The sequence below is a fragment of the Sphingomonas sp. Xoc002 genome (genome assembly GCF_050408055.1).
Classification (GTDB): Bacteria; Pseudomonadota; Alphaproteobacteria; order Sphingomonadales; family Sphingomonadaceae; genus Sphingomonas; species Sphingomonas yabuuchiae.
On sequence record NZ_CP191175.1, the window covers coordinates 3,218,934 to 3,243,074 of the forward strand.

A 24,141-nucleotide genomic window follows, 5' to 3' on the forward strand; every position below is an offset into this window, starting at 1 on the left:
GCCATTGCTACAGGGGCGTTTAGACGGAGACGGAATGATGCGTATCGTGACGTTGTTACCTGTTCTGATCCCCATGGCGGGCTTGAGCGCCTGTACGCTGACGCCCGCGCAAAAGGCACAGGTCGAGCAGCGCGCCCAGACCGAGCGTGCCGATCTCGATAAGGCGCTGCGCGGCCTGACGCCGGGCGCGCCGACCCAGTGCATCAGCCAGTACCGGACGCAGCAGGTCCGGTCGTACGGCCCGACCATCGTCTACACCGTGTCACCGCGCCTGAAATATGTCAGCCGGACGGCGGGCGGGTGCAGCGATGTCGGCGGGTCGGGCAATAACATCTTCGTGACCCGCACGACCACGGGCCAGCTCTGTTCGGGCGACATCGCGCAGACGGTCGACCGCACCTCCGGCTTCTTTACCGGCAGTTGCAGTTTCAATGAGTTCATCCCCTATCGGAAGCGGGGCTGATGCGCGGCAAGGCCACCATCGCCGCCGCGCTGGGCCTGACCCTGACCCTATCGGCGGCCAGGTCCGACCCCTTTGCGGGACGTGTCGCGGGGGCGCCGGCGCAATGCGTCGACACCAGCACGACCATGTCGGGGCCGGTCATCGCCGACAAGGACGTGATCGTCATCAAGGCGGGGCGTCGCGTCTGGCGGGCCAAGGTCCGTGGCCAGTGCTTTGGTATTCAGCCGTTCAACACGCTGTTGATCGACCGCTGGGGATCGCAGGTCTGTCGGAACGACCGGTTCCGGGTGTTGCAGCAGGGGCTGTCGATCCCGTCGGCATGGTGTTTCTTTGACGGGTTCGTGCCGTATGATCGGGTGAAGAAATAAGCGTTTTCGCTTGCGGCCTGCCCTCCCCCATCCCCTCCCGCAGGCGGGAGGGGCGTGCCTGGATCGACACGTATGAATGGAGGCACAACATTTGGTCTTGCCGCTCCCCTCCCGCAGGCGAGTTTCAGGTCGGTCATGCCCCCGGCATGACCTAAACGATGCGGGGCATCGTTTACCTGAAACTGGGATGGGGGAGGGCTTCGGTGTCTCACCGAGCCCCCACCCCGATCACAGAACGAACCGGCTCAAATCCGTATTCCGCGCCACCGCCGACAACTGCTTGTCGACATAGGCCGCATCCACGGTCAGCGTCGAACCCTGACGATCCTCCGCCTCGAAGCTGATCTCCTCCAACAGCTTCTCCATGACGGTCTGAAGCCGCCGCGCGCCGATATTCTCGACCTGGCCGTTCACTTCCGCCGCAATCCGCGCGATCGCGGCGATGCCGTCCTCGGTAAAGGAAATCTCCACCCCCTCGGTGCCGATCAGCGCCTTGTACTGGGCGGGCAGCGACGCCTTGGTGTCCGACAGGATCGCGACGAAGTCGCTCTCGGTCAGCGCCTTCAACTCGACCCGGATCGGCAAACGGCCCTGAAGTTCGGGCAGCAGGTCGGATGGCTTGGCGACGTGGAAGGCGCCAGACGCGATAAAGAGGATATGGTCCGTCTTCATCGGGCCATATTTGGTTGCGACCGTCGTCCCCTCGATCAGCGGCAACAGATCGCGCTGCACGCCCTCACGGCTGACCGAACCGCCGCGTACGTCGCTGACCGCAATCTTGTCGATCTCGTCGAGGAAGACGATCCCGTTCGCCTCGGCATCGGCCAGTGCGGCGCGGCTGACCTCGTCCTGGTCGAGGCGCTTGTCGGCCTCTTCCTCGACCAGCTTGGTCCAGGCCGCGGAGACGGTCAGCTTGCGGCGCTTGAGCGGCTGGCCGCCGAACGCCTTGCCCATCATCTCGGACAGGTTGATCATCTGCGGCGCGGCACCGGGAATCTCGAACGGCGTCGCCTGCGCCTGCTCCAGTTCGATCTCGATCTCGGTCTGGTCGAGATGGCCGTCGCGGAAACGCTGACGGAAGGCCTCACGCGTTGCCTGGCTGGAGTCCTTGCCGACCAGCGCGTCGAGCAGGCGGTTCATCGCCGCCTCTTCCGCCTTGTCCTTCACCGCGACGCGGCGGCGCTCCTTTTCCAGCCGGATCGCCTCCTCGACCAGGTCGCGCGCGATCTGCTCGACGTCGCGGCCGACATAGCCGACCTCGGTGAACTTGGTCGCCTCGACCTTCACGAAGGGCGCATCGGCCAGCTTGGCGAGACGGCGGCTGATCTCGGTCTTGCCGCAGCCGGTGGGGCCGATCATCAGGATGTTCTTGGGCGTCACCTCGTCGCGCAGGTCCGCGCCCAGCCGCTGGCGACGCCAGCGGTTGCGCATGGCGACGGCGACGGCGCGCTTGGCGTCGGCCTGGCCGATGATGTGCGCGTCGAGCGCGGCGACGATCGCCTTGGGGGTCAACTGGTCGTTCATGGGAGCTTTCGGATTAGTTCGCGCCGTCGATGGCTTCAAGCGTGACGCGGTCATTGGTGTAGACACAGACATCGGCGGCGATCGCCATCGCCTTGCGCGCGATCGTCTCGGCATCCTGTTCATAGTCGACGAGCGCGCGGGCCGCCGCGAGCGCGTAATTGCCGCCCGATCCGATCGCACAGATACCGTTCTCCGGCTCCAGCACGTCGCCATTGCCGGTCAGGATCAGCGTCACGTCCTTGTCGGCGACGATCATCATCGCCTCCAGGTTGCGCAGAAACTTGTCGGTCCGCCAGTCCTTGGCCAGTTCGACCGCCGCGCGCAGCAACTGGCCGTTATGCCGCTCCAGCTTGGCCTCCAGCCGCTCGAACAGGGTAAAGGCATCCGCCGTCGCGCCCGCAAAGCCGCCGATGACCGAGCCGTCGCCCAGCCGCCGAACCTTGCGCGCATTGGGCTTCATGACCGTCTGGCCCATCGAAACCTGACCGTCCCCGGCCACCACCACCCGGCCGCCACGGCGCACCGAGCAAATCGTCGTGCCATGCCAGGTGGGCATGGCGTGTTCATTCCCGCTCATGCGCGGCGATATGGAGTCGGGTAGGCGCGGGTTCAATGATCGCGATGACGGACTATCCGTCTCCGTTCCGCCTGAGCGAAGTCGAAGGCCACGCACGGACATCGCGGCTGAACCAATCTTATTCCTCCCCTGCAAGGGGAGGTGGCAGGTCGAAGGCCCGACGGAGGGGTGTCGCCCCTTGGAGAGGTTGGGGCGCACCCGCAGCTGGTTACACCCCTCCACCCGCTTCGCTGGTTCCCCTCCCCTTGCAGGGGAGGAATAGCTAGGTGCCAGCCTCGCCGGTTAGAGTGTAGCCTTCGACTTCGCTCAAGCTGGACGGAGGCTCGGGCCTTATTCCCCCAGCTTCTCGATCTTGTCCTTCAACGCGGCCAGTTCCGCCTTCAGTGCGGCCATTTCCGCGTCCTTGCCCGCCGGAGCCGCCGCAGGCGCAGCCGTCACAGGTCCCGCCGCGCCCGGCTTGAACCCTTGCGTCGCCGCCTCGAACATCGCCAGGTTGCGCTTGGCCATGTCGGCGAAGGGCGTGTTCGCGAACGCACCCTCGACCGCCGACTTGAACTGTTCCTGGTTGCGGCGGAAGCTGTCCATCGACGCCTCCAGATAGCCGGGCACCATCGCCTGCATCGAATCGCCGTACATCGAGATCAGCTGGCGCAGGAAATTCACCGGCAGCATGGTTTCGCCCCGGCTTTCCTCTTCCATGATGATCTGGGTCAGGACATTATGGGTGATGTCCTCGTCGGTCTTGGCGTCGACGACCTTAAAATCGCGACCCGCGCGGATCATGCCCGCCAGATGGTCGAGCGTGATGTAGGAGGAGGTTTCGGTGTTGTAGAGCCGCCGGTTCGCATATTTCTTGACGATCACGACGCCGTCCGATGCCTGCTTCTTCATGGACCCCCGCCTTTCATGGTTTTGTCGCAGCCTAACGCCTTGGATTTCGCATCGCAACATGGTCCGCGACCCTTGCCGCTGTTCCTAGCAATGTTGCGCAGCGAGGCTGCGGAAAATCCCGAGCTGGTACAGGCCGCGCTGGCGGGACTGCGCCGGTTTCAGGAGGCGAAGCGCGAGCGGCCGATGCGCGCCCTGCCCGTCCGGCGGCGGCGCGGCCGGGTAAAATTGCGCGATGCGGGAGGCGGAGGACGGCCGGTGCTGTTCATCCCCTCGCTGATCAACCCGCCCTCCATCCTCGACATGGCGCGCGACCGCTCGCTGATCCGCTGGCTGCGTGGACAGGGTTTCCGTCCCTGGCTGGTCGACTGGGGGACGCCGGGCGTGAAGGACCGCGACATCGACGTTGCGGGCCATGTCGAACGCTTCCTGCTTCCGCTGATTGCGTGCCTGCCACAGCCGCCGGTGCTGGTCGGCTATTGCCTGGGCGGCACGCTTGCCATGGCTGCGGCGGCGCGCAGCAAGGTCGCCGGGCTGGCCGCGATCGCCGCACCATGGCATTTCACCGGCTATGGCGACGAAGCCCGTGCCGCGATGGCCGGGCAATGGGCCGCGATCAAGCCGACCTCCGAAGCGCTCGGCCTCGTTCCCATGGAGGCGTTGCAGGCGGGCTTCTGGCGGCTCGATCCGGCGCGCACCATCGCCAAATATGCAGCCTTCGCCGAACTCGATCCGCGCAGCGACGCCGCCCGCCGCTTCGTCCGGTTGGAGGACTGGGCCAACCGGGGCGCCCCTCTACCCCATGCTTTCGGCCGCGAGCTGTTCGAGGAACTGATCGCCGAGGATCGTCCCGGCCAGGGCCAATGGCGCGTCGCCGGGGCGACCGTCACGCCATCGCAATGCGACGCCCCTAGCGTCGAATTCATCGCCACCGCCGATCGGATCGTTCCCGCCGCCACCGCCATCGGCCTGTCCGACCGGCGAGCGGGGGGCACGGGTCATGTCGGCATGGTCGTCGGCGGCCGTGCGGAGCAACAGCTCTGGCAGCCGCTCGCCGACTGGATCACCGCCCTCCCAACACCTAGATAGATCCGAACCTAAAGGAGCCTTCATGACCGAGATCGTCATTACCGCCGCCAAGCGTACCCCCGTGGGCAGCTTCCTGGGCGCCTTTGCCGCCACGCCCGCGCACGAACTCGGCCGGGTGGCGATCACCGCCGCGCTCGAACAGGCGGGCATCAAGGGCGAAGACGTGTCCGAGGTGATCCTCGGCCAGGTGCTGACCGCCGCGCAGGGCCAGAACCCGGCGCGTCAGGCCTCGATGGCCGCGGGTATTCCCAAGGAGGTCCCCGCCTACGGCGTCAACCAGGTCTGCGGCTCGGGCCTGCGCGCCGTGGCGCTGGGGATGCAGGCGATCGCCAATGGTGATGCGACCATCGTGGTCGCGGGCGGCCAGGAATCGATGTCGCTCTCGCCCCATGCCCAGACGATGCGCGGCGGCACCAAGATGGGTCCGCTGACCATGGTCGACACCATGGTGCATGACGGCCTGACCGACGCCTTTGCCGGTTATCACATGGGCATCACCGCCGAGAACCTCGCCGAGCAGTATCAGGTGACCCGCGACCAGCAGGACCAGTTCGCGGTCCGCTCGCAGAACCTGGCCGAGAAGGCACGCGGCGAGGGCCGCTTCAAGGACGAGATCGCGCCCGTCACCATCAAGGGCCGCAAGGGCGATACGGTCGTCGCCGACGACGAATATATCCGCGCCGGTGCGACCATCGAAAGCGTGTCGGGCGTCCGCCCCGCCTTCAAGAAGGACGGCACGGTCACGGCCGCCAACGCCTCGGGCCTGAACGACGGCGCCGCCGCCATCGTCCTGATGAGTCGCGAGGAAGCCGAGAAGCGCGGGACCCCGATCCTCGCCACGATCAAGAGTTGGGCCTCGGCAGGCGTCGATCCGTCGGTGATGGGCATCGGCCCCGTCCCCGCCACCAAGCGCGCGCTGGAAAAGGCGGGCTGGACCATCGGCGACCTCGACCTGATCGAAGCCAATGAGGCCTTTGCCGCACAGGCCCTGTCGGTCGGCAAGGAACTGGGCCTCGATCCCGAGAAGGTCAACGTCAATGGCGGCGCGATCGCACTGGGCCACCCGATCGGCGCCAGCGGCGCGCGTGTGCTGACGACCCTGATCTACGAAATGCAGAAGCGTGACGCCAAGAAGGGTCTGGCGACGCTGTGCATCGGCGGCGGCATGGGCATCGCCATGTGCCTCGAACGCTAAACGTGTGTTGAGCGATAAACACGCTACTTTTCGAAAATTTCGCGTTTAACCGTTAGATTGCAGGGATGTGTCGAAGCTGTCACATCCCTGCAACTATGCTGACGCAATTTTCAGAAAGCGTTGCGTCAGCGCTTGTTTTCCCGTCGGAAATTTCTTTCCCTGCGATGAACGGACATGAACGATCCGTCATATTGGGGGTAAAGAATGAATATGCGTACCCTGCTGGGAGCCTCTGCGCTGGCCAGCACCCTGGTCCTGATGCCGGTCGCCGCGTTCGCGCAGACCGCCACCTCGGGCACCACCGCGACGCAGTCGCAAGAGGATGCCGCGACCGATCCCAACGTCGCCGAGCGTAGCGAACAGGCGGCGGGCGACGTCGTCGTCACCGGCTCGCGTCTGGCTCGTCCGAACCTGGACTCGCCGACCCCCGTCACGTCGGTCACCGCCGAACTGCTGACCTCGACCGGCAACCTGAACCTGGGTGACTCGCTCAACCAGCTGCCGGCGCTGCGCACGACCTACAGCCAGGCGAACTCGACCCGCTTCATCGGCACCTCGGGCCTGAACCTGCTCGACCTTCGCGGTCTGGGCACGCAGCGCACCCTGGTGGTCGTCAACGGTCGCCGCCACGTAACCGCGCAGCCGGGCAGCTTCGTGATCGACACGAACACCATCCCGACCGACCTGCTCGAGCGCGTCGACGTCGTGACCGGCGGCAGCTCGGCCGTGTACGGCTCGGACGCCATGGCGGGCGTCGTCAACTTCGTCCTGAAGCGCGACTTCGAGGGCCTTCGCGCCACCGGCCAGAGCGGCATTTCCAGCCACGGGACGCGCGGCTCCTATTTCGGCGCACTGACCGCCGGTAAGAACTTCGCCGAGGGTCGCGGCAACATCGCCGCGTCGGCCGAATATTCCTTCTCGGACGTCGTCTATTTCACCGATCGCGACGACATCACCGGCGCCTTTTCGGGCCGTCGCCAGTTCAACGCGGTACAGAACACCGGCCCGCAGCTGAACCCGAACGGCGGCGTGATCCGTACCGGCGGCGAGCCGTCGACCGGTGACGGCATCCCCGACACCAACTTCCTGACCGGCGTGCGCAACGGCACCATCTCGGAAGGTGGCGTGTTCGCGTCCTCGTGCCCGACGGTCGCGGCCACCGGCGAGTCGGCGGCAGCCTTCGCCGCGCGTCGTGCCTTCACCTGCACGGGCATCGCCAATGTCGGCAGCGCCAATCCGCTGTCGCAATATGGCCGGAACTTCCTGTTCAACCCGGACGGTACGCTGACCGCCAACAACTGCGTTGCCGATCTGCGTCCCGCCTCGACCAACTGCGTCGGCGGCCGTGGCTCGACGCTGCGTCTGCTGGGCATGTTGCAGCCGCGCATGGAGCGCGCTTCGGGCAACCTGCTGGCGCACTTCGATATCTCAGACGCCTTCAAGCCGTTCATCGAAGCCAAGTATGTCCGCATCAAGTCGTTGCAGGAAGGTCAGCCGACCTTCGCCAACAACACCTTCAGCATCAACAACCCGTATCTGACCGACCAGGCCCGCTCGACGCTGCAACAGGCGCTGGCACCGGGTGCCACGACCTTCGTGGCGCAGCGCTTCAACGTCGACTTCGGCGGTCGCGGCGAAGACCATACGCGTGAGACCTTCCGCATCGTCGGCGGCGTCGAGGGCGATTTCGGCCAAGGCTGGCATTACGAAGTGTCGGCGAACTATGGCCGCCTCGACACCTTCTACCGGACGGCAGGCAACTACGTCACGCAGAAGTACAACAACTCGATCAACGCCGTGCGCAACGCCGCCGGTCAGATTGTTTGCGGTATCAATGCCGACGCCTCGACCGCCAATGACGACGCGGCCTGCGTGCCCATCAACCTGTTCGGCCAGGGCCAGGTCAGCCAAGCCGCGCTGAACTATTTCTCGGTCACCTCGACGCGCAAGCAGAAGGCCGAGCAGTTCGACCTGCTGGGCTTCATCAACGGCAAGCTGTTCCGCCTGCCGGGCGGCGACGTCACCTTCTCGCTGGGCGGTGAATATCGTCGCGAGACGGCCTATTCGAAGTATGACGACCTGACCGCCAGCGGGGCGACGTTCCTGAACGCCATCCCGACCTTCGCGCCGCCTGCCTACGACATCAAGGAAGCGTTCGGCGAACTCAGCGTGCCGTTGCTGGCCGATCGTCCGTTCTTCCACGAACTGACGCTGACCGGCGCTGCCCGCGTGTCGCACTACAATGTCGGCAATGCCGGAACGCCCTGGACGTACAATCTGAATGCGATCTGGTCGCCGATCCGCGACATCACGATCCGTGGCGGCTATGCCCGTTCGGTCCGTGCGCCCTCACTGGGCGAACTGTTCACGGCCAACAACCAGACCTTCGCCCAGCCGTCGGATCCGTGCAGCCAGAACAACATCAACAACAACCCCAACCGCGCCCGGAACTGCGCGGCAGCGGGTGTGCCGACGACCCAGACGTTCAACGGCACGACCGAACCGTTCACCAACGGCACGGCAGCCAGCATCGCGGGCGTCAATCGCGGCAACCCGAACCTGAACGCCGAAAAGAGCAACAGCTTCACCATCGGTGCGGTGTTCCAGCCGCAGGCGATCCGTGGCCTGTCGTTCACGGTCGATTACTACAACATCACGATCAAGGACGCGATCGTCTCGCTGGCGGCTCAGACGCTGATCAACCAGTGCTATGACAATCCCAGCGGCATCAACAACCAGTATTGCGCCGCCGTCATCCGCAATCCGAACGGCACGTTCGCCGGTCAGTCGAGCGTGATCCATGGCGGCACCACCGTTCCGCTGACCCCGACGGGTCCGTCGTTCTTCTCGCAGGGCTTCAACTTCGCCAAGCTGGAAACCTCGGGCATCGACTTCGACCTGTCGTACCGTACGAAGATCAGCGACACCGGCACCCTGAGCCTTCGTGTCCTGGCCAGCTATGTGGCGCAAAACAACGGCTATACCGATGTGGGCGATCCGACCTTCCGCGATCGGTACAAGAGCGAGCTGGGTTATTCCGCATGGCGCGGCCAGTTCGTCGGCAACCTGAACTTCGAAACCTTCGATCTTCAGTATCGCCTGCGTTACGAAGGCAAGTCGACCATCGGCGAATGGGAAACGCAGAACAGCTATGACGGCCGTCCGGCGCGCAATCCCGACGCCTATCCGGTCGTCTACTATCCCGAGGCGTTCTACCACTCGATCCAGGTCGGCTTCAACGCCACCGAGCGGTTCCGCTTCTATGTCGGCGTGGACAACCTGACCGACGTGAAGCCGCCCTACGATCTGATCGGTACGGCGTCGGGCGATCCGTACGACAATATCGGCCGGTTCTTCTATGCCGGGTTCAAGGCCAACTTCTGATCCCAACGGATCGAAGTTGATCGGGGCCTTCCTTCGGGAAGGCCCCTTTTTTATGCCCGCGCGAAACGCTGGGCGAGGCCGGTCAGCAACTCATATTGCGACACACCCGACGCGGCGGAGGCGGCGGCGAGGTCATAGTCCATGGCCAGCCAGTCGCCTTCGGCCAGGTCCGGGCGCGCGGTCACGTCGACCGCCAGCAGGTCCATCGACACCCGGCCCAGCACGCGCAGCCTTTCCCCATCGGCCACCGCCGCCCCAAGGTCGGACAGCGCGCGGCGATAGCCGTCGGCATAGCCCAGATTGAGGATCGCCACCTCGGTATCGGCGGGCGCAGTCCAGGTGGCATTGTAGCCGACCGTCTCGCCCGCAGGCACAAGGCGGCGCTGGAGGATCTGCGCTTCGGGCCAGGCGACCTGGCGGAGATGCCCCGCCATATCGGAGCGCGGCAGGCCGCCGTACAGAGCCAGTCCCGGCCGGGTCAGATCGAAATGATAATCCGCGCCCAGCCCGATTCCGGCCGAGTTGGCGAGGCTCATGCGTCGTGCGCCGGTGCGGCCCTTCAGGCTAGCAAAGGCCTCGCGCTGATGTCCGTTCATCGGGACATCCTCATCGGCACAGGCGAGATGGCTGACAAGCGTCCCGATCGTCAGGCCGTCGAGCAGGCCGTCCCGCACCGCCTGCACCGACACGCCGAGCCGGTTCATGCCGGTATCGACCATCACGTCGCAAACGCCGCCGCCGCTGTCGCGCCAACGGGCGATCTGGTTCGGCGTGTTCAGCACCGGGCGGGCGAACCCGGCTTTCGCGGCGGGCAGGTCTTCGGCGCGCAAGCCGTGCAGGACCGACAGCGTGACGCCCAGCGGGGCCAAGCCCTGCGCCTCGGCCCAGTTGGCGACGAAGAAATCACGGCATCCGGCCTTGGCCAGCGTTTCGGCGACCAGCCCCGCGCCCAGGCCATAACCGTTGGCCTTCACCGCCGCCCCGCACGCCGCCGCCCCGCTCAACCGATCGAGCGCCTGCCAGTTGGACGTGAGCGCATCGCGGTCGACACGCAGGCGGAGGGGAGCGGGTATTTCCATCACCCTCCGGGCTTTAGGCGGCATTGGTCAGGGGGAAAAGGCGCGATGGGCTTTTCCTTGCCCCCTGCCCCATTCAGCCTGAACGGAGGGCGGGGTTCACCGCAGCGTGCGGATGATCCCCGAAAAGTCCACCGGCGGCTGCCCTTCTCCCACGAACGCCGCATAGAGCTCCGCCGCCCGCTCGCCCATCGGCGTGGTCGCGCCTGCATCCTGGGCCGCCTGCATCGCCAATTTCAGGTCCTTCAGCATCAGCGCCGCCGCGAAGCCGCCCTGATAGTCATGATCGGCGGGCGTCTCCGGGCCGACGCCGGGGACGGGGCAGTATCGGGTCATCGACCAGCTCTGCCCCGACGAGACCGAGGCGATGTCGTAAAAGGTCTGCGCCTCCAGCCCCAGCTTCTCGGCCAGCACGAACGCCTCGCAGGTCGCGATCATCGTCGCGCCGAGCAGCATGTTGTTGCAGATCTTGGCCGCCTGGCCCGCGCCGTTGCCGCCCGCATGGATCACCGCCTGGCCCATGGCGGACAGGAACGGCTCGGCGCGGGCAAAGGCCTGTTCCGAACCACCGACCATGAAGGTCAGCGTCCCCGCCTTGGCGGCCGCAATTCCGCCCGACACGGGCGCGTCGACCGCCATCATGCCCTTGCCCTGTGCCGCCTCCGCGACGCGGCGCGCGGTGGCGACGTCGATGGTCGAGCAATCGATCAGGATCGCGGACGGAGGTGCGGCGGCGAAGACGGCGTCGGCATAGACGCGCTCGACATGGGTCCCGGCGGGCAGCATGGTCACGACCGCCTCGACGCCCTCCATCGCCGCCACGGCGCTGTCGACCGGCAGGCACCCGGCCGCCTTGGCCGCCGCCAGCGCGTCCGCAGACAGGTCGAAGGCGCGGACGTCATGCCCCGCCTTTGCGAGGTTGGCAGCCATCCCGCCGCCCATATTGCCCAGGCCGATAAAGGCGATCCGCGCCATGTTGCTCTCCTAATTTCTTCTTTTTCTTATGCCCCCCTCCCGCAGGCGGGAGGGGTTGGGGGAGGGAAAGGCCGCGAGCGATGGTCTCGGTGAGACTCCCTGCCCTCCCCCATCCCCTCCCGCCTGCGGGAGGGGCGTGAGACTCATTATTGGTTGGTCCAGATCGGCGCACGCTTCTCGACGAAAGCGGCCATGCCTTCCTTCTGGTCGGCCGAGCCGAACAGGCCGTGGAACAGCCGCCGTTCGAACTGCACACCCTGCGCCAGCCCCATATCGAAGGCGGCGTTGACCATTTCCTTATTGGCCTTGACCGCGATCGGGGCCATGCCCGCGATGGTGGCGGCGGTCTTCAGCGCCTCCTCCACCAGGTCGGCGGCGGGGACGATGCGCGCGACGAGGCCCGAACGCTCGGCTTCCTCGGCGTCCATCATCCGGCCGGTCAGGCACATCTCCATCGCCTTGGCCTTGCCGACCGCATGGGCCAGCCGCTGGGAGCCGCCCATGCCCGGCGTCACGCCCAGCTTGATCTCGGGCTGGCCGAACTTGGCGGTGTCGGCGGCGAGGATGAAGTCGCACATCATCGCCAGCTCGCAGCCGCCGCCCAGCGCATAGCCCGCGACCGCCGCGATGATGGGTTTGCGCGTGCGGGTGAAGTCGTCCCAGCCGGTGAAATGGTTGCCGCCATACATGGCGGCGAAGTCCATCTCCTGCATTTCCTTGATGTCCGCGCCCGCCGCAAAGGCCTTGGGGCTGCCGGTGATGACGGCACAGCGCTGTTCGGGATCGGCGTCATAGGCGCACATCACGTCGAGCAGTTCGGACAGCAGTTCGGCATTGAGCGCGTTCAGCGCCTGCGGCCGGTTGAGCGTCACCAGGGTCACCGCCTCGCGGCGCTCGACGATCAGGGTGTTGTAGTCGGTCATGCGGGCGTCCTTCTCAGCGATCGTCGGGTGTCCAGGCCTGCCCTTCGGGCATGGGTGCGAAGATATGGTCGATCATCATGTCGGTCACGCCCTCCGGCGTGGCGGGGTTCCAACGCGGCGCATTGTCCTTGTCGACGATCAGCGCACGGACGCCCTCGACGAAATCGGGGCGCTGCACCACGCGGGAGGCGATGCCGTATTCCCGGCGCATCTCGTCGGCGAAGTCGGTGGACAGCCTTCCCTCGCGCAGCAGACGCAGCGACACCTTGCAGGATTGGGGCGATTTTGTGCGCAGCACGGCGAGCTGCTGCGCCGCCCATTCGCCGCCGTCCGCTTCCAGCATGGCGATGATCTCTTCCAGCGTATCGGCGGCGAAGAGACGGTCGATTTCGGCGGCATGGGCCATGATTTTCGCGTCGGCCGCGGGCGTAGAGAACCGGTCGAGCGTCGCGGCAATCTCCTGCGGTGCGGCGATGATCGCAGCCTTTGCCTCGTCTAGCGTAGAAGACGACAGATAATGGGTGGCCAGCCCCAAAGCATGCGCCTCCGCCCCGTCGAGCCGGTGGCCGGTCAGCGCCAGATACTCGCCCATCCGCCCCGGCAGGCGCGAGAGATACCAGCCGCCGCCGACATCGGGGAACAGGCCGATGCCCGTCTCGGGCATGGCGAACCGGGTATTCTCGGTCGCGATCCGGAAGCGGGCAGGCGCGGAAATCCCGACGCCGCCGCCCATGGTGATGCCGTCCATGAAGGCGACGATCGGCTTGGCATAGGTGAACAGCCGGTGGTTCATCCGGTATTCGCTATGGAAGAAGCCCCGCGCCGCCTCACCGTCGCCCGCACCGCTTTCCGCCAGCAGGCGAATGTCGCCGCCCGCGCAAAAGCCGCGCCCCTCGGCATGGTCGATGATGACCGCCTCCACCGACAGATCGCCGCGCCAGTCCTCCAGCGCGGCCAGCACGCCCTCGCACATCTCGCGGGTCAGCGCGTGGATCGCCTTGGGCCGGTTGAGCCGCAGCCGCCCCACCGGGCCTTCGCGGGTGACGATCAGGTCTTGGGTCATGTCTTTCCTTAACCCCTTCCCGTTCCCCGGCGAAGGCCGGGGCCCAGTTTTGGTAACGTATGAGGCGCGCCACCGGCCGCGTGGAGACTGGACCCCGGCCTTCGCCGGGGAACGGCTTAATCCTTCAGCAAATCGCGCCCGACGATCATCCGCATCACCTGGTTCGTGCCCTCCAGGATCGAATGCACGCGCAGGTCGCGCCAGAAGCGCTCGATCGGGTAGTCCATCAGATAGCCGTAGCCGCCATGGAGTTGCAGCGCGCGGTCGACCACCGACGATCCGGTATCGGTCGCCAGCCGCTTGGCCATCGCCGCAAAGCGCGTCTTGTCCGGCGCGTTGTCGGTCACCTTGGCGGCAGCGAGATAGAGCAGCGCGCGCGCCGCCTCCAACTCGGTCGCCATGTCGGCCAGGGTGAACTGCGTATTCTGAAACTCGGCGATTGCCTTGCCGAACTGGCGGCGGTCCTTCACGTAAGCGACCGCCTCGTCCAGGCAGCGCTGCGCCCCCCCCAGCGAGCAGGCGCCGATGTTCAGCCGCCCGCCGTCCAGCCCCATCATCGCGATGCGGAACCCCTCGCCCTCCGCGCCCAGCCGGTTGGCGACCGGCACGCGGACATTGTCGAACGTCACCTGCCGCGTCGGCTGCGAATGCCAGCCCAGCTTGCGCTCGTTCGCGCCGAAGGAAACGCCGGGTGTGTCCTTGTCGATCACCAGGCAGGAAATGCCCTTCGGCCCGTCCTCGCCGGTGCGGACCATGGTGACATAGACCTCGTTCTCGCCGCCGCCCGAGATGAACTGCTTCGAGCCGGAGACGACATAATGGTCGCCGTCGCGGACCGCGCGGGTCTTGAGCGCGGCGGCGTCGGAGCCCGAACCCGGCTCGGTCAGACAATAGCTCGCCATGCGCTCCATGGTGACGAGGTCTGGCAGGTAACGGTCCTTCACATCCGCATCGCCGAAGCGGTCGATCATCCACGACGCCATATTGTGGATCGAGATGAAGGCGCTGGTCGAGGGACAGCCATAGGCCATCGCCTCCATGATCAGCGCCGCCTCCAGCCGCCCGAGCGCGATGCCGCCGGATTCTTCGGAGACGTAGATCGCCGCGAAGCCGAGTTCGGCGGCTTGCCTAATCGTGTCGCGGGGGAAGATGTGCTTCTCGTCCCACTCGGCCGCGAACGGCGTGATGCGGTCGGCGGTGAAGCGGCGTGCCAGTTCCTGGATCTCGCGCTGCTCGTCGGTGAGGTCGAATTGGGTCATTTTGCTTCCACTTCTGAAGCCCCTCCCGCAGGCGGGAGGGGTTTGGGGAGGGCAAGGAGTCTCACCGAGACCGCCGCCTGTGGCTTTCCCTCCCCCATCCCCTCCCGTAAACGGGAGGGGCGTGCTGTTACGCCATCGTTGGGATGACGAAGGCATTGCCGCCATCGGCCGAACCATCCGGCCAGCGCTGCGTCACCGTCTTCACCTTGGTCCAGAAGCGGACCCCCTCCATGCCGTGCTGGTTCACATCGCCGAACGCCGAGCGCTTCCAGCCGCCGAAGCTGTGATACGCCACCGGCACCGGGATCGGCACGTTGATGCCGACCATCCCCACCTCGACCCGCGCCGCGAACTCGCGCGCGGCGTGGCCGTTGCGGGTGAAGATCGCGACGCCGTTGCCGTATTGATGCTCGCTGGGCAGGCGGACCGCCGTCTCGAAATCGGGGGCACGGACGATCTGGAGGACCGGGCCGAAGATTTCCTCCTTGTAGCTCTGCATGGCGGGCGTCACCCGGTCGAACAGCGACGGGCCGATGAAGAAGCCTTCCTCATAACCCTGCAACTGGAAGCCGCGGCCATCGACGACCAGCTCCGCGCCCTCGTCGACGCCGGTCTGAATCCAGTCCTCGACACGGCGCTTGTGCGCGGCGTTCACCACCGGGCCGTAGTGTGCCTGATCGTCGGTCGAAACGCCGACCCGCAAAGCGTCGATCGCCGGGATCAGCTTCTCGCGCAGCGCATCCGCCGTCTTGTCCCCGACCGGCACCACGACCGGCAGCGCCATGCACCGCTCGCCCGCCGAGCCGAAGGCCGCGCCAGACAGGTCGGCCACCACCTGGTCCAGATCGGCGTCGGGCATGACGATGCCGTGGTTCTTGGCGCCCCCCATCGCCTGGACGCGCTTGCCCGCCTCGACGCCGCGCCGGTACACGTAATGCGCGATGTCGGACGAGCCGACGAAGCTGACCGCGCTGATCGCCGGATGGTCGAGGATCGCGTCGACCATCGCCTTGTCGCCGTGCACGACCTGAAGGATGCCCTCGGGCGCACCCGCTTCGCGCATCAGTTCGGCCAGGCGGACGGGGACCGAGGGGTCGCGCTCGGACGGCTTCAGGATGAAGGCGTTGCCGCAGGCAATGGCGACGCCGAACATCCACATCGGGATCATCGCGGGGAAGTTGAACGGCGTGATCCCCGCCCCGATGCCCAGCGGCATGCGCATCGAATAGACGTCGATGCCCGGCCCTGCGCCTTGCGTATATTCGCCCTTCAGCGCGTGGGGGATGCCGCAGGCGAACTCGATCACCTCCAGCCCGCGCTGGATGTCGCCCTTCGCGTCGGCGATCACCTTGCCATGTTCGGAGGAGAGCAGATGCGCCAGCGCATCCATATTCTGCTCGACCAGTTCCTTGAAGCGGAACATCACCCGCGCCCGGCGCTGCGGATTGGTTGCGGCCCAGCCCGGCTGCGCGGCTTGGGCGGCGGCCACGGCGCGTTCGAGCAGCGCGGCGTCGCCCAGTATCACGCGGGCCTGAACCTGGCCGCTATTGGGGTCGAAGACATCACCCAGACGACCCTCGGGACGGGTTCCGGCGGCGTCGGTCGCGGTCTGTCCGCCGGCAACCAAATGGTCGATCACGCGCATAAGCTCTCCTGTTTCGGGTCTGATGCCCGACTCTTTCGCTTGTAATTATATTGCTCTCGCGTGAAATCCAAGTCGGGTCGACCAAAAAGGCGGCGAGCCCGTGTCCGCGTGCGTCAGACCGCCGGACAGAGCCGCCAGGCCGCTCCCGCCGCGATCAGCGCGCCCGCCACCGCCGCCGCCAGCGAGGCGAGTCCCCAGAGCGGAAAGGCCAGCGCCCCCAGACCGGCACCGACCAGAAATCCGGACCAGAGCAGCAGATAGGGCAGCCAGCCCCACCGCTCCCGCCCCGCGACGGTGTGCGCCAGATGCTGGCCGATCTTGACCAGCGTGCCGGTCATATAGGTGACGCCGATGCTGACCTCGCCGTCGCGCTCGAAGGTGGCGTTGGTCGCGCCCATCGCCAGCACCATGGCGGGCGCGGTCCATCCCCCCAGTAGCGCGACGCCGCCCAGCAGCAAGGCGACCAGCAGCAGCACTGCGACCTGCCCGATGCGCGGTAGCGCCAGCCGGATCAGCGTGCCGACCAGCACGCCCACGACGAACAGCGCCAGCAGCATCGCCAATATCGCGACCGCACCCGCCAAGGGTCCGTGCGGTGCGGCCAACTGGACCGCGAGCATCGTGCCATTGCCGCTCATGAAGGAAACGAAATAGCCGCCAAGCTGCTGGAATCCGATCGCATCGACATAACCGGACAACAGGGCCAGCCAGATGGCCAGCGGCCAGGATCGGCGGTCGGATCGGATCATCGTGGGCAGCTATATCGCGGCGGGTGCGGCGTGACCAAAGGATATTGCGGCGCGTGAAGGGATCGGATCGGGAGCAGGCGCGTTGGCGCGGTTCGGAGCATGGGGAGAGGGCATGGCGGGTGCGCTGGTGGAAATCTGGTTGACCGTGTCGGCGCTGTCTTCGTTCGTCATAATCATGATGGCGCTAGGTCATAGTGACATGCGTCGCGAAAAGCGTCTGCGCCCACGGGCCGTACGACGTCGTCGCGCGTCGTACCTTTCCCTGACGCACGCGACCCAAATCGATCAGAACATGTGAAGCAACCGGTCGAGCAGGCCGGGCTTGCGGGTGCGCAGCGCCATGTACCGGGCGCGATCCTCGGCCGCACGACGATAGAGCGCGTCCAGACGCTGCTCGCGCGGCATGTCGGAAATCCGTGGCGGCGGCATGTGACTGGCCATCTTATACCCTCCCTTATGTCGAGCCGTTCGTTTTCAACGACGAATCGTGACTTTTGTTCCTGACGGGTGACAGGGCGGTCATATCGACGAGCCTCCCCCCAAGGTCCTGAAATCGGGCCTTTCTGGCAATTTTCGAGGATTTTCGGACGATCCGGCCGCGCCCGATCATGAACGTCTCGTAAGGAACCCGTAAGGGCCGGGTCAGGGGGCGGCCCCTATCGGCCGGGCTAATATCCGCCTTCTTGCGCCGAAAGAGCCCGATGCACGTCAATCCCGCCGACGCAACGCTACCCGAGACCCGCCGCCTGTCCTCCGCGCAGCAATGGCGCTGGGTCGGCATCGCCGCCGCCGTCCTGATCGGGGCACTGGTCCTGTTCACGGTCATCGGCAAGCTGACGCACAAGGATGAGACGCCCCCCGCCCCGCCGCCGCCGGGCACGCTGCGCCTGTCGAAGGACCAGTTGGCGGCGATGCCGACGATGCGCGTCGGGCTGGGCGCGTCGGGCGACCAGACGATGGCGACCGGCGCGATCACCGTCGATGCGACCCGCTCGACCCCGGTGCTGATGCCCTATGCCGGTCAGGTGGTGCGGGTACTGGCCGATGCGGGCCAGACGGTGCGCCAGGGCCAGCCGCTTTTGCTGATCAAGACCAGCGATTTCGTCGATGCCCGCTCGGGCCTGTTCTCGGCGCGCGCGGCGTACCAGAATGCGCAGGCGCAGCTGGTCGCGGCGCAGCGCAACGCCGACCGCCAGCAGCAGATCTACGAGACCGCCGGCGGCGCGCTGAAGGATTTTCAGCAGGCCAAGGCCGATCTCGCCGCCGCGCAGGCGACCGCGCGCACCGCCGCCGCCTCGCTGGGTGCCGCGCGTGACAAGCTGGCGATCCTCGGCAAGTCGCAGGGCGAGATCAACCGGCTGGAGAATGCGGGCCAGGGCTCGGGCATTCACGACATCACCACGCTGGTCGCCCCGATCAGCGGCGTCGTCGCCTCGCGCGACGTCGCGCCGGGCCAATATGTCTCGCAGGGCGGCGATAAGCCGGTGATGACCATCACCGACCCCTCGCGCGTCTGGCTGATCGCGCAGGTGGCCGAGAGCGATGCCGAGAATGTCCGCGTCGGTGATCCGGTCGAAGTGACGACGCCCGCCGTGCCCGGCCGCGTCTTCCACGCCACCATCGATCTGGTCGGTGCCGCGCTCGACCCGCAGACCCACCGCCTGCCCGTCCGCGCCTCCATCCCCAACCCGGACAAGGCGCTGAAGCCGCAGATGTTCGCCAGCTTCGCGATCAAGCATCTGAACGCAGGCGAGGCGATCCGCGTGCCCGCCGCCGCCGTCATCCATGAAGGCGACAATGCCCGTGTCTGGATCATGCGGCCCGACGGCCTGCTGGTCGCGCGCGATGTGCAGACCGGCGACTCGGCGAATGGCCTGGTCACCATCACCTCCGGCCTGAAGCCGGGCGAGAAGATCGTCACCTCGGGCGCGCTGTTCGTCAACGAAGCGGGGATCGGCGAATAATGAACCGCATCGTCGACTTTGCGCTGCGTCAGCGACTGCTGATCGTCGGCCTGTTCTTCGCGATGATCGTCGCTGGCGTCATCGGCTTCATCAACCTCAACATCGAGGCCTATCCCGACCCGGTTCCGCCGATGGTCGAGGTCATCACCCAGACCCAAGGCCTGTCGGCCGAGGAGATGGAGCGCAACGTCACCATCCCGATCGAGGTCCAGATGGCGGGCATCCCGCACCTGACCGCGATCCGCGCGATCAGCCTGTTCGGCCTGTCGGACATCAAGATCCAGTTCACCTACGACTATACCAACGAACAGGCGCGCCAGCAGGTCATCAACCGCCTGTCGCAGCTGCCGCCGCTGGCCGGGGGCGCACAGCCGACGCTGTCGCCGACCTCGCCGGTGGGCGAAATCTATCGCTATCGCATCTCCGCGCCCAAGGGCTATTCGGTGATGGACTTGAAGACGCTGCAGGACTGGGTGCTCCAGCGCCGGTTCAAGCGGATTCCGGGCGTGATCGACGTGACGGGGTGGGGCGGCAAGCTGCGCGCCTATGACGTGGTGATCGACCAGAACCGGCTGAACGCCCACGGCGTCACCGTGGCGCAGGTGCTGGCGGCGCTGTCCAAGAGCGACGGCAATGTCGGCGGCCAGACGATCAACTTCGGCGAACAGGCCGCAATCGTGCGCGGCATCGGCCTGATCCAGTCGCCCGACGCGATCCAGAACGTGCTGGTCGGCGAGGCGGGCGGCGCGCCCGTGCTCATCAAGGACGTGGCGACCGTGAAGGTCGGCAACGCGCCGCGCATGGGCATCGCCGGGTACAATAACGACGACGACATCGTGCAGGGCATCGTCCTGATGCAGCGCGGCGCCCAGTCGATGCCGACGATCAAGGCCGTGCAGGCCGAGGTCGCCAACATCAACGACAGCGGCGTGCTGCCCCCCGGCGTCCATCTGGAGCGGATCTACGACCGTTCCGACCTGATCAACCTGACCATCCATACCGTCATGGAAAACATGGTGGTCGGTATCCTCCTGATCTTCGCGCTCCAGTGGCTGTTCCTCGGCAATCTGCGCTCGGCGATCATCGTGGCAGCGACCATCCCCTTCGCGCTGGCCTTCGCGATCCTGATCCTGGTGCTCCAGGGGGAGAGTGCGAACCTGCTGTCGGTGGGTGCGCTGGACTTCGGCCTCGTCGTCGATGCCTGCGTCATCATGGTGGAGAATATCTTCCGCCACATGGTCGAACGCTCCGCCGCCGTGGAGAACGGCCAGGGTCGCTACACCCTGGCCAGCCGCTTCGGCGCGGTGCTGGGCGCCTCGTCGGAGGTCAGCCGCGGCATCTTCTTCGCCGCCGCGATCATCATCGCCAGCTTCCTGCCGCTGTTCACCCTGACCGGGGTGGAAGGCCATATCTTCGGCCCGATGGCCAAGACCTATGCCTATGCGATCAGCGGCGGCCTGCTGGCGACCTTCACCGTCGCGCCGGTGCTCTCGACGCTGCTGCTGCCGGACAAGCTGGCCGAGACCGAAACGTTCATCGTCGGCAAGCTGCGTGCGGTCTATGAACCCGCCGCCTCCTTCGCGCTGCGCAACAAGGTGGTGACGCTCGGCGGCGCGGCATTGATGATGGTCCTCGCGGTCGTCGGCGTGCGTTCGCTGGGCATCGAGTTCCTGCCGCACCTCGAAGAAGGAAACATGTACATCCGCGCCACCCTGCCCTCCTCGATCAGCCTGGAGGCGGGCGAGAAGGTGACCAACGAGGTGCGCAAGATCATCGCCAGCTATCCGGAGACCACGGCGGTCCTGTCCGCCCATGGTCGTCCGGATGACGGCACCGACGCGACCGGCTTCTTCAACGTCGAGTTCTTCGTGCCGCTGAAGCCGTTCGACACCTGGCCGAGCGGCATGACCAAGGAGAAGCTGATCGACGAACTGTCGACCCGGCTCGCCAAAAAATATCCCGGCGTCGACTTCTCCTTCTCGCAGATCATCGAGGACAATGTCGAGGAAGCCGCCTCGGGCGTGAAGGGCGCCAATTCGATCAAGCTGTTCGGCCCCGATCTGGTCACGCTGGAAAAGCTGGCCAACCAGATCAAGGCGCAGATGGCCAAGGTGAAGGGCATCGAGGATCTCGGCGTGTTCGAGATCCTGGGCCAGCCGACCGTGCGGATCGACGTCGATCGCGCCAAGGCCGCCCGCTATGGCCTGACGCCCGACGACATCAACCAGACGGTGGCCGCCGCCATCGGTGGCCAGTCGTCCGCCGACCTGTACGAACCCGGCACCGACCGGCACTTCCCGATCATCGTGCGGTTGCAGCCGACCCAGCGCGACTCGCTGGAATCGGTGCGCAACATCACCATCGGCGCCCCCTCGCCCGACGGCAACGGGACCATCCAGGTGCCGCTGTCCGAGGTGGCCAACGTCAAGCTGACCAGCGGCGCCTCGTTCATCTATCGCGAGCATCAGGAGCGCTACGTCCCGATCAAATTCTCGGTGCGTGGCCGCGATCTGGGCGGCGCGGTCGAAGAAGCGCGCGCGCGGATCAACCAGAATGTCCAGCTCCCGCCGGGCTATCATCTGGAATGGGCGGGCGAGCTCGACAATCTGAAGAACGCGATCGCCCGTCTGGAGATCGTGGTGCCGATCAGCCTCGTGCTCATCCTGCTGCTGCTCTATGCCAATTTCGGCTCGATGCGCGACAGCCTGCTCGCCTTCTCGGCGATCCCGATGGCGGTCGTGGGCGGTGTGCTGGCCCTGGCCCTGACCGGCACGGCGTTCAGCATCTCGGCGGCGATCGGCTTCGTGGCCTTGTTCGGCATCGCGGTGATGGACGGCATCCTGGTCGTCACCACCTTCAACAACGCCATCGACGAGGGTGCGCCGCGTGAAAATGCGCTGGCCACCACCGTCAAGAACAGCCTGCGCCCGGTGGTCATGACCTGTCTGGTCGCCGCGATCGGCCTGCTGCCCGCCGCCCTGTCGCACGGGATCGGCAGCCAGGTGCAGAAGCCCCTCGCGCTGGTCGTGGTGGGCGGCATGACGCTGGCCCCGGTGCTGATCCTGCTGGTCCTGCCGGTGCTGATCAGCCGCTATTCGACCCGCCTGCCGCTGTCGCAGCGCAAGAAGAAGCATGATCCGATGGTCGACGACCAGGACGATACCACCACTCCTGAATCCGGGGTTCCGGCATGAAGCGTTTCCTGACCCTGCCGCTGCTCGCCTGCGTCTCGGCCTGTGCAGTCGGCCCACATGATCTGGACGCCCATGCCAGCCTGCCGCCCATGGCTCCCGCGCCGGTCATTGCCCCGGCGACCGGCCCGGCGCAGACCGTGTCGGCGAGCGTCGCGCCCGAATGGTGGCACGCCTTCGGCAATGCCCAGCTCGACGCGCTGGTCGCCGAGGCGCTGGCGCATAACAATGATGTGGGGGTCGCCGAAGCGTCTTTGCGGCAGGCACGGGAACAGGCGCGGGCGACGCGTGGCTCGCTGCTGTTTCCCCAAGGCAGTCTAAGCTATCAGGCGCAGCGCAATCGCGTGTCGGACTCGCTGTCTTCGGCGGTCGCCGATGAGAATCAGCTTCTCTATACGCTGCATACCGCGCAGGTCAGCGTCTCCTACGACGTCGATGCGTTCGGCGGAAACCGGGCGCAGGTTCGCTCAGCCGTCGCACGGGCCGAGGTCGAGCGGCATCAGCTGGACGCGGCGCGGATGACGGTCGCGGCGAACCTCGTCACTGCCCTGATCGAGCGGGCGAGCCTGGCCGAACAGGTCGCCGCCGCGCAGACTGCGGTCAAGGTCAACCGCGACATCCTGACCGCGCTGCAACAGCGTCAGCGGCTGGGCGCGGTCGGTGCTTCCGACGTGGCGACGCAGCAGGCCGCGCTCGCCACCGCCGAGGGCGCCCTGCCCCCGCTGGTCCGCGCCGAAGCCGCGCAGCGCACCGTCATCGCGACGCTGATCGGCCGCCCGGCGGGTTCGGCGCTGCCGCCGCTGCCCGAGCTGTCGCAGTTGACCCTGCCGACCGAACTGCCCGCCATCGTACCGTCCGAGCTCGTCCATCGCCGCCCCGACGTGCTCGCCGCCGAAGCGCAGTTGCAGGGTGCGGGTGCCGATGTCGGCGCCGCCATCGCCGCCCGCCTGCCCAGCATCCAGTTGTCGGCCAATGCCGGTGGCTCGTCGCAGAATTTCGGCGACATGTTCAAGAGCGGCAATCCCTTCTGGGCGCTGCTCGGCGGCATCACCCAGCCGCTGTTCCACGCCAATGCGCTGCGCCACCAGCAAAAGGCGGCGGAGGCGGCTCTGGACGGGGCCAAGGCGCAATATCGCCAGGCGGTGCTTCAGGCGTTCGGCAATGTCGCGGACTCGCTGACCGGCCTGTCCACCGACGCGCAGGCGCTGGATGCGGCCCAGCGGGCGAGCAACGCGGCGGGCCAGGCGCTGACCTTCGCGCGGCGGCAGCTGGCGCTGGGCGATGTGGGGACGCTGCAACTGCTGAATGCGACCGCGACAGACGCGCAGGCCCGGTCGCAGCTGATCCAGGCCAAGGCGGCGCGGATGACCGACACGGTCGCCCTGTTCCAAGCGGCCGGGGGGCCGGTTACCGGGTCGTGAGGGTTTGAGGGGGGTGGGCTGATCGAGGCTCGCCCCCTACTTCCATTGAGCCTGAGCGAAGTCGAAGGCCAAGGGATTTCGGTTCGCGCAGAGGCGCTGAGGACGCAGAGGTTGCGCTCCCCGCACCCACTTGAATACTCATCTGTTCCCCGGCGAAGGCCGGGGCCCAGTTGCCATGTCCTTGAAGGCACGTGGCCCGGTTGCCTGGTAGGCAATGGTGGCCCGCCCTCGACAGCGCACCGCAACTGGACCCCGGCCTTCGCCGGGGTGGCTGACTTGAAGATGGAGGTGAAGGCTCAATCGCCCTCTATCTCCTGCCGCGTTCGACACGGCTCAGGCTGAACGACGCAAGGTATAAGAAAAAAGGGGAGGACCTTCGCCCTCCCC

20 protein-coding genes are annotated in these 24,141 nt (G+C 66.5%); 8 read left to right on the forward strand and 12 right to left on the reverse strand.

Annotated elements, in window-relative coordinates:
* The first annotated feature begins 34 nt into the window (after positions 1 to 34).
* A complete protein-coding gene (locus ACQR50_RS14825; RefSeq protein ID WP_428968890.1) occupies positions 35 to 463 on the forward strand; it encodes a hypothetical protein in 429 nt (142 codons plus the stop codon).
* Entirely contained in the window at positions 463 to 831 is a 369-nt protein-coding gene (locus ACQR50_RS14830; protein ID WP_428968891.1) for a hypothetical protein, read from the forward strand. Before ACQR50_RS14825 ends, ACQR50_RS14830 begins: the two co-directional genes overlap by 1 nt.
* A gap of 228 nt (positions 832 to 1,059) precedes the next feature.
* On the opposite strand, the gene hslU is transcribed toward ACQR50_RS14830, so the two are convergent.
* From hslU to phaR, 3 genes are all read right to left on the reverse strand, one after another.
* Complete coding sequence (gene hslU, locus ACQR50_RS14835; protein ID WP_056436846.1) at positions 1,060 to 2,355, reverse strand: ATP-dependent protease ATPase subunit HslU; 1,296 nt, start codon at positions 2,353 to 2,355, stop codon at positions 1,060 to 1,062.
* Positions 2,356 to 2,368: 13 nt separating this feature from the next.
* Positions 2,369 to 2,911 carry an ATP-dependent protease subunit HslV gene (gene hslV / locus ACQR50_RS14840; protein WP_056437183.1) on the reverse strand — a complete coding sequence of 181 codons (543 nt, stop codon included), beginning with the start codon at positions 2,909 to 2,911 and terminating at the stop codon, positions 2,369 to 2,371.
* Positions 2,912 to 3,262: 351 nt separating this feature from the next.
* A complete protein-coding gene (phaR, locus tag ACQR50_RS14845) occupies positions 3,263 to 3,823 on the reverse strand; it encodes a polyhydroxyalkanoate synthesis repressor PhaR (protein WP_428968892.1) in 561 nt (186 codons plus the stop codon).
* 90 nt (positions 3,824 to 3,913) lie between these two features.
* On the opposite strand from phaR, the gene ACQR50_RS14850 reads away from it, so the two are divergent.
* From ACQR50_RS14850 to ACQR50_RS14860, 3 genes are all read left to right on the forward strand, one after another.
* Positions 3,914 to 4,909 (forward strand): alpha/beta fold hydrolase, encoded by a 996-nt coding sequence (locus tag ACQR50_RS14850; RefSeq protein ID WP_428968893.1) that lies wholly within the window; start codon positions 3,914 to 3,916, stop codon positions 4,907 to 4,909.
* A 22-nt stretch (positions 4,910 to 4,931) separates the two neighbouring features.
* Positions 4,932 to 6,104 (forward strand): acetyl-CoA C-acetyltransferase, encoded by a 1,173-nt coding sequence (locus ACQR50_RS14855; RefSeq protein WP_076717449.1) that lies wholly within the window; start codon positions 4,932 to 4,934, stop codon positions 6,102 to 6,104.
* A gap of 210 nt (positions 6,105 to 6,314) precedes the next feature.
* Entirely contained in the window at positions 6,315 to 9,488 is a 3,174-nt protein-coding gene (locus ACQR50_RS14860) for a TonB-dependent receptor domain-containing protein (RefSeq protein ID WP_428968894.1), read from the forward strand.
* A gap of 50 nt (positions 9,489 to 9,538) precedes the next feature.
* Here the strand turns inward: ACQR50_RS14860 and alr are convergent, their stop codons facing one another.
* The 9 genes from alr to ACQR50_RS14905 all read right to left on the reverse strand — a co-directional run bounded on the left by alr (position 9,539) and on the right by ACQR50_RS14905 (position 17,619).
* Entirely contained in the window at positions 9,539 to 10,567 is a 1,029-nt protein-coding gene (alr, locus tag ACQR50_RS14865; protein ID WP_428970717.1) for an alanine racemase, read from the reverse strand.
* 96 nt (positions 10,568 to 10,663) lie between these two features.
* A complete protein-coding gene (gene mmsB, locus ACQR50_RS14870; protein WP_428968895.1) occupies positions 10,664 to 11,539 on the reverse strand; it encodes a 3-hydroxyisobutyrate dehydrogenase in 876 nt (291 codons plus the stop codon).
* A 146-nt stretch (positions 11,540 to 11,685) separates the two neighbouring features.
* On the reverse strand, positions 11,686 to 12,462 hold the full coding sequence (locus ACQR50_RS14875) for an enoyl-CoA hydratase (protein ID WP_428968896.1): 777 nt from the start codon (positions 12,460 to 12,462) through the stop codon (positions 11,686 to 11,688).
* 13 nt (positions 12,463 to 12,475) lie between these two features.
* Entirely contained in the window at positions 12,476 to 13,525 is a 1,050-nt protein-coding gene (locus ACQR50_RS14880; protein ID WP_428968897.1) for an enoyl-CoA hydratase/isomerase family protein, read from the reverse strand.
* Between the two features lie 116 nt (positions 13,526 to 13,641).
* On the reverse strand, positions 13,642 to 14,784 hold the full coding sequence (locus ACQR50_RS14885) for an acyl-CoA dehydrogenase family protein (RefSeq protein WP_428968898.1): 1,143 nt from the start codon (positions 14,782 to 14,784) through the stop codon (positions 13,642 to 13,644).
* A 127-nt stretch (positions 14,785 to 14,911) separates the two neighbouring features.
* Positions 14,912 to 16,429, reverse strand: a complete 1,518-nt coding sequence (locus ACQR50_RS14890) for a CoA-acylating methylmalonate-semialdehyde dehydrogenase (protein ID WP_428968899.1) — start codon at positions 16,427 to 16,429, stop codon at positions 14,912 to 14,914.
* 113 nt (positions 16,430 to 16,542) lie between these two features.
* Positions 16,543 to 17,178 (reverse strand): YoaK family protein, encoded by a 636-nt coding sequence (locus tag ACQR50_RS14895; RefSeq protein ID WP_428968900.1) that lies wholly within the window; start codon positions 17,176 to 17,178, stop codon positions 16,543 to 16,545.
* A gap of 9 nt (positions 17,179 to 17,187) precedes the next feature.
* Positions 17,188 to 17,355 carry a hypothetical protein gene (locus ACQR50_RS14900; RefSeq protein WP_428968901.1) on the reverse strand — a complete coding sequence of 56 codons (168 nt, stop codon included), beginning with the start codon at positions 17,353 to 17,355 and terminating at the stop codon, positions 17,188 to 17,190.
* A 108-nt stretch (positions 17,356 to 17,463) separates the two neighbouring features.
* Positions 17,464 to 17,619, reverse strand: a complete 156-nt coding sequence (locus ACQR50_RS14905) for a hypothetical protein (RefSeq protein WP_219020874.1) — start codon at positions 17,617 to 17,619, stop codon at positions 17,464 to 17,466.
* Positions 17,620 to 17,879: 260 nt separating this feature from the next.
* Between ACQR50_RS14905 and ACQR50_RS14910 the strand changes: the two genes are divergently transcribed.
* The 3 genes from ACQR50_RS14910 to ACQR50_RS14920 are packed head-to-tail and all read left to right on the forward strand — an operon-like array spanning position 17,880 to position 23,754.
* Complete coding sequence (locus ACQR50_RS14910) at positions 17,880 to 19,142, forward strand: efflux RND transporter periplasmic adaptor subunit (RefSeq protein WP_428970718.1); 1,263 nt, start codon at positions 17,880 to 17,882, stop codon at positions 19,140 to 19,142.
* On the forward strand, positions 19,142 to 22,336 hold the full coding sequence (locus tag ACQR50_RS14915) for an efflux RND transporter permease subunit (protein WP_056436807.1): 3,195 nt from the start codon (positions 19,142 to 19,144) through the stop codon (positions 22,334 to 22,336). Before ACQR50_RS14910 ends, ACQR50_RS14915 begins: the two co-directional genes overlap by 1 nt.
* Entirely contained in the window at positions 22,333 to 23,754 is a 1,422-nt protein-coding gene (locus ACQR50_RS14920; protein ID WP_428968902.1) for an efflux transporter outer membrane subunit, read from the forward strand. The genes ACQR50_RS14915 and ACQR50_RS14920 overlap by 4 nt, the downstream gene beginning before the upstream one ends.
* Positions 23,755 to 24,141: the final 387 nt, after the last annotated feature.

Excerpts from the sequence above, each read along its gene's own strand:
- ACQR50_RS14890 (WP_428968899.1), bottom strand. The coding sequence starts at position 16,429 with ATGCGCGTGATCGACCATTTGGTTGCCGGCGGACAGACCGCGACCGAC.
- ACQR50_RS14860 (WP_428968894.1), top strand. The coding sequence starts at position 6,315 with ATGCGTACCCTGCTGGGAGCCTCTGCGCTGGCCAGCACCCTGGTCCTG.
- ACQR50_RS14880 (WP_428968897.1), bottom strand. The coding sequence starts at position 13,525 with ATGACCCAAGACCTGATCGTCACCCGCGAAGGCCCGGTGGGGCGGCTG.
- ACQR50_RS14910 (WP_428970718.1), top strand. The coding sequence starts at position 17,880 with ATGCACGTCAATCCCGCCGACGCAACGCTACCCGAGACCCGCCGCCTG.
- ACQR50_RS14920 (WP_428968902.1), top strand. The coding sequence starts at position 22,333 with ATGAAGCGTTTCCTGACCCTGCCGCTGCTCGCCTGCGTCTCGGCCTGT.
- hslU (WP_056436846.1), bottom strand. The coding sequence starts at position 2,355 with ATGAACGACCAGTTGACCCCCAAGGCGATCGTCGCCGCGCTCGACGCG.
- ACQR50_RS14895 (WP_428968900.1), bottom strand. The coding sequence starts at position 17,178 with ATGATCCGATCCGACCGCCGATCCTGGCCGCTGGCCATCTGGCTGGCC.
- ACQR50_RS14825 (WP_428968890.1), top strand. The coding sequence starts at position 35 with ATGATGCGTATCGTGACGTTGTTACCTGTTCTGATCCCCATGGCGGGC.
- ACQR50_RS14875 (WP_428968896.1), bottom strand. The coding sequence starts at position 12,462 with ATGACCGACTACAACACCCTGATCGTCGAGCGCCGCGAGGCGGTGACC.
- ACQR50_RS14900 (WP_428968901.1), bottom strand. The coding sequence starts at position 17,355 with ATGATTATGACGAACGAAGACAGCGCCGACACGGTCAACCAGATTTCC.
- phaR (WP_428968892.1), bottom strand. The coding sequence starts at position 3,823 with ATGAAGAAGCAGGCATCGGACGGCGTCGTGATCGTCAAGAAATATGCG.
- ACQR50_RS14855 (WP_076717449.1), top strand. The coding sequence starts at position 4,932 with ATGACCGAGATCGTCATTACCGCCGCCAAGCGTACCCCCGTGGGCAGC.
- ACQR50_RS14850 (WP_428968893.1), top strand. The coding sequence starts at position 3,914 with ATGTTGCGCAGCGAGGCTGCGGAAAATCCCGAGCTGGTACAGGCCGCG.
- alr (WP_428970717.1), bottom strand. The coding sequence starts at position 10,567 with ATGGAAATACCCGCTCCCCTCCGCCTGCGTGTCGACCGCGATGCGCTC.
- ACQR50_RS14905 (WP_219020874.1), bottom strand. The coding sequence starts at position 17,619 with ATGGCCAGTCACATGCCGCCGCCACGGATTTCCGACATGCCGCGCGAG.
- ACQR50_RS14885 (WP_428968898.1), bottom strand. The coding sequence starts at position 14,784 with ATGACCCAATTCGACCTCACCGACGAGCAGCGCGAGATCCAGGAACTG.
- hslV (WP_056437183.1), bottom strand. The coding sequence starts at position 2,911 with ATGCCCACCTGGCATGGCACGACGATTTGCTCGGTGCGCCGTGGCGGC.
- ACQR50_RS14830 (WP_428968891.1), top strand. The coding sequence starts at position 463 with ATGCGCGGCAAGGCCACCATCGCCGCCGCGCTGGGCCTGACCCTGACC.
- ACQR50_RS14915 (WP_056436807.1), top strand. The coding sequence starts at position 19,142 with ATGAACCGCATCGTCGACTTTGCGCTGCGTCAGCGACTGCTGATCGTC.
- mmsB (WP_428968895.1), bottom strand. The coding sequence starts at position 11,539 with ATGGCGCGGATCGCCTTTATCGGCCTGGGCAATATGGGCGGCGGGATG.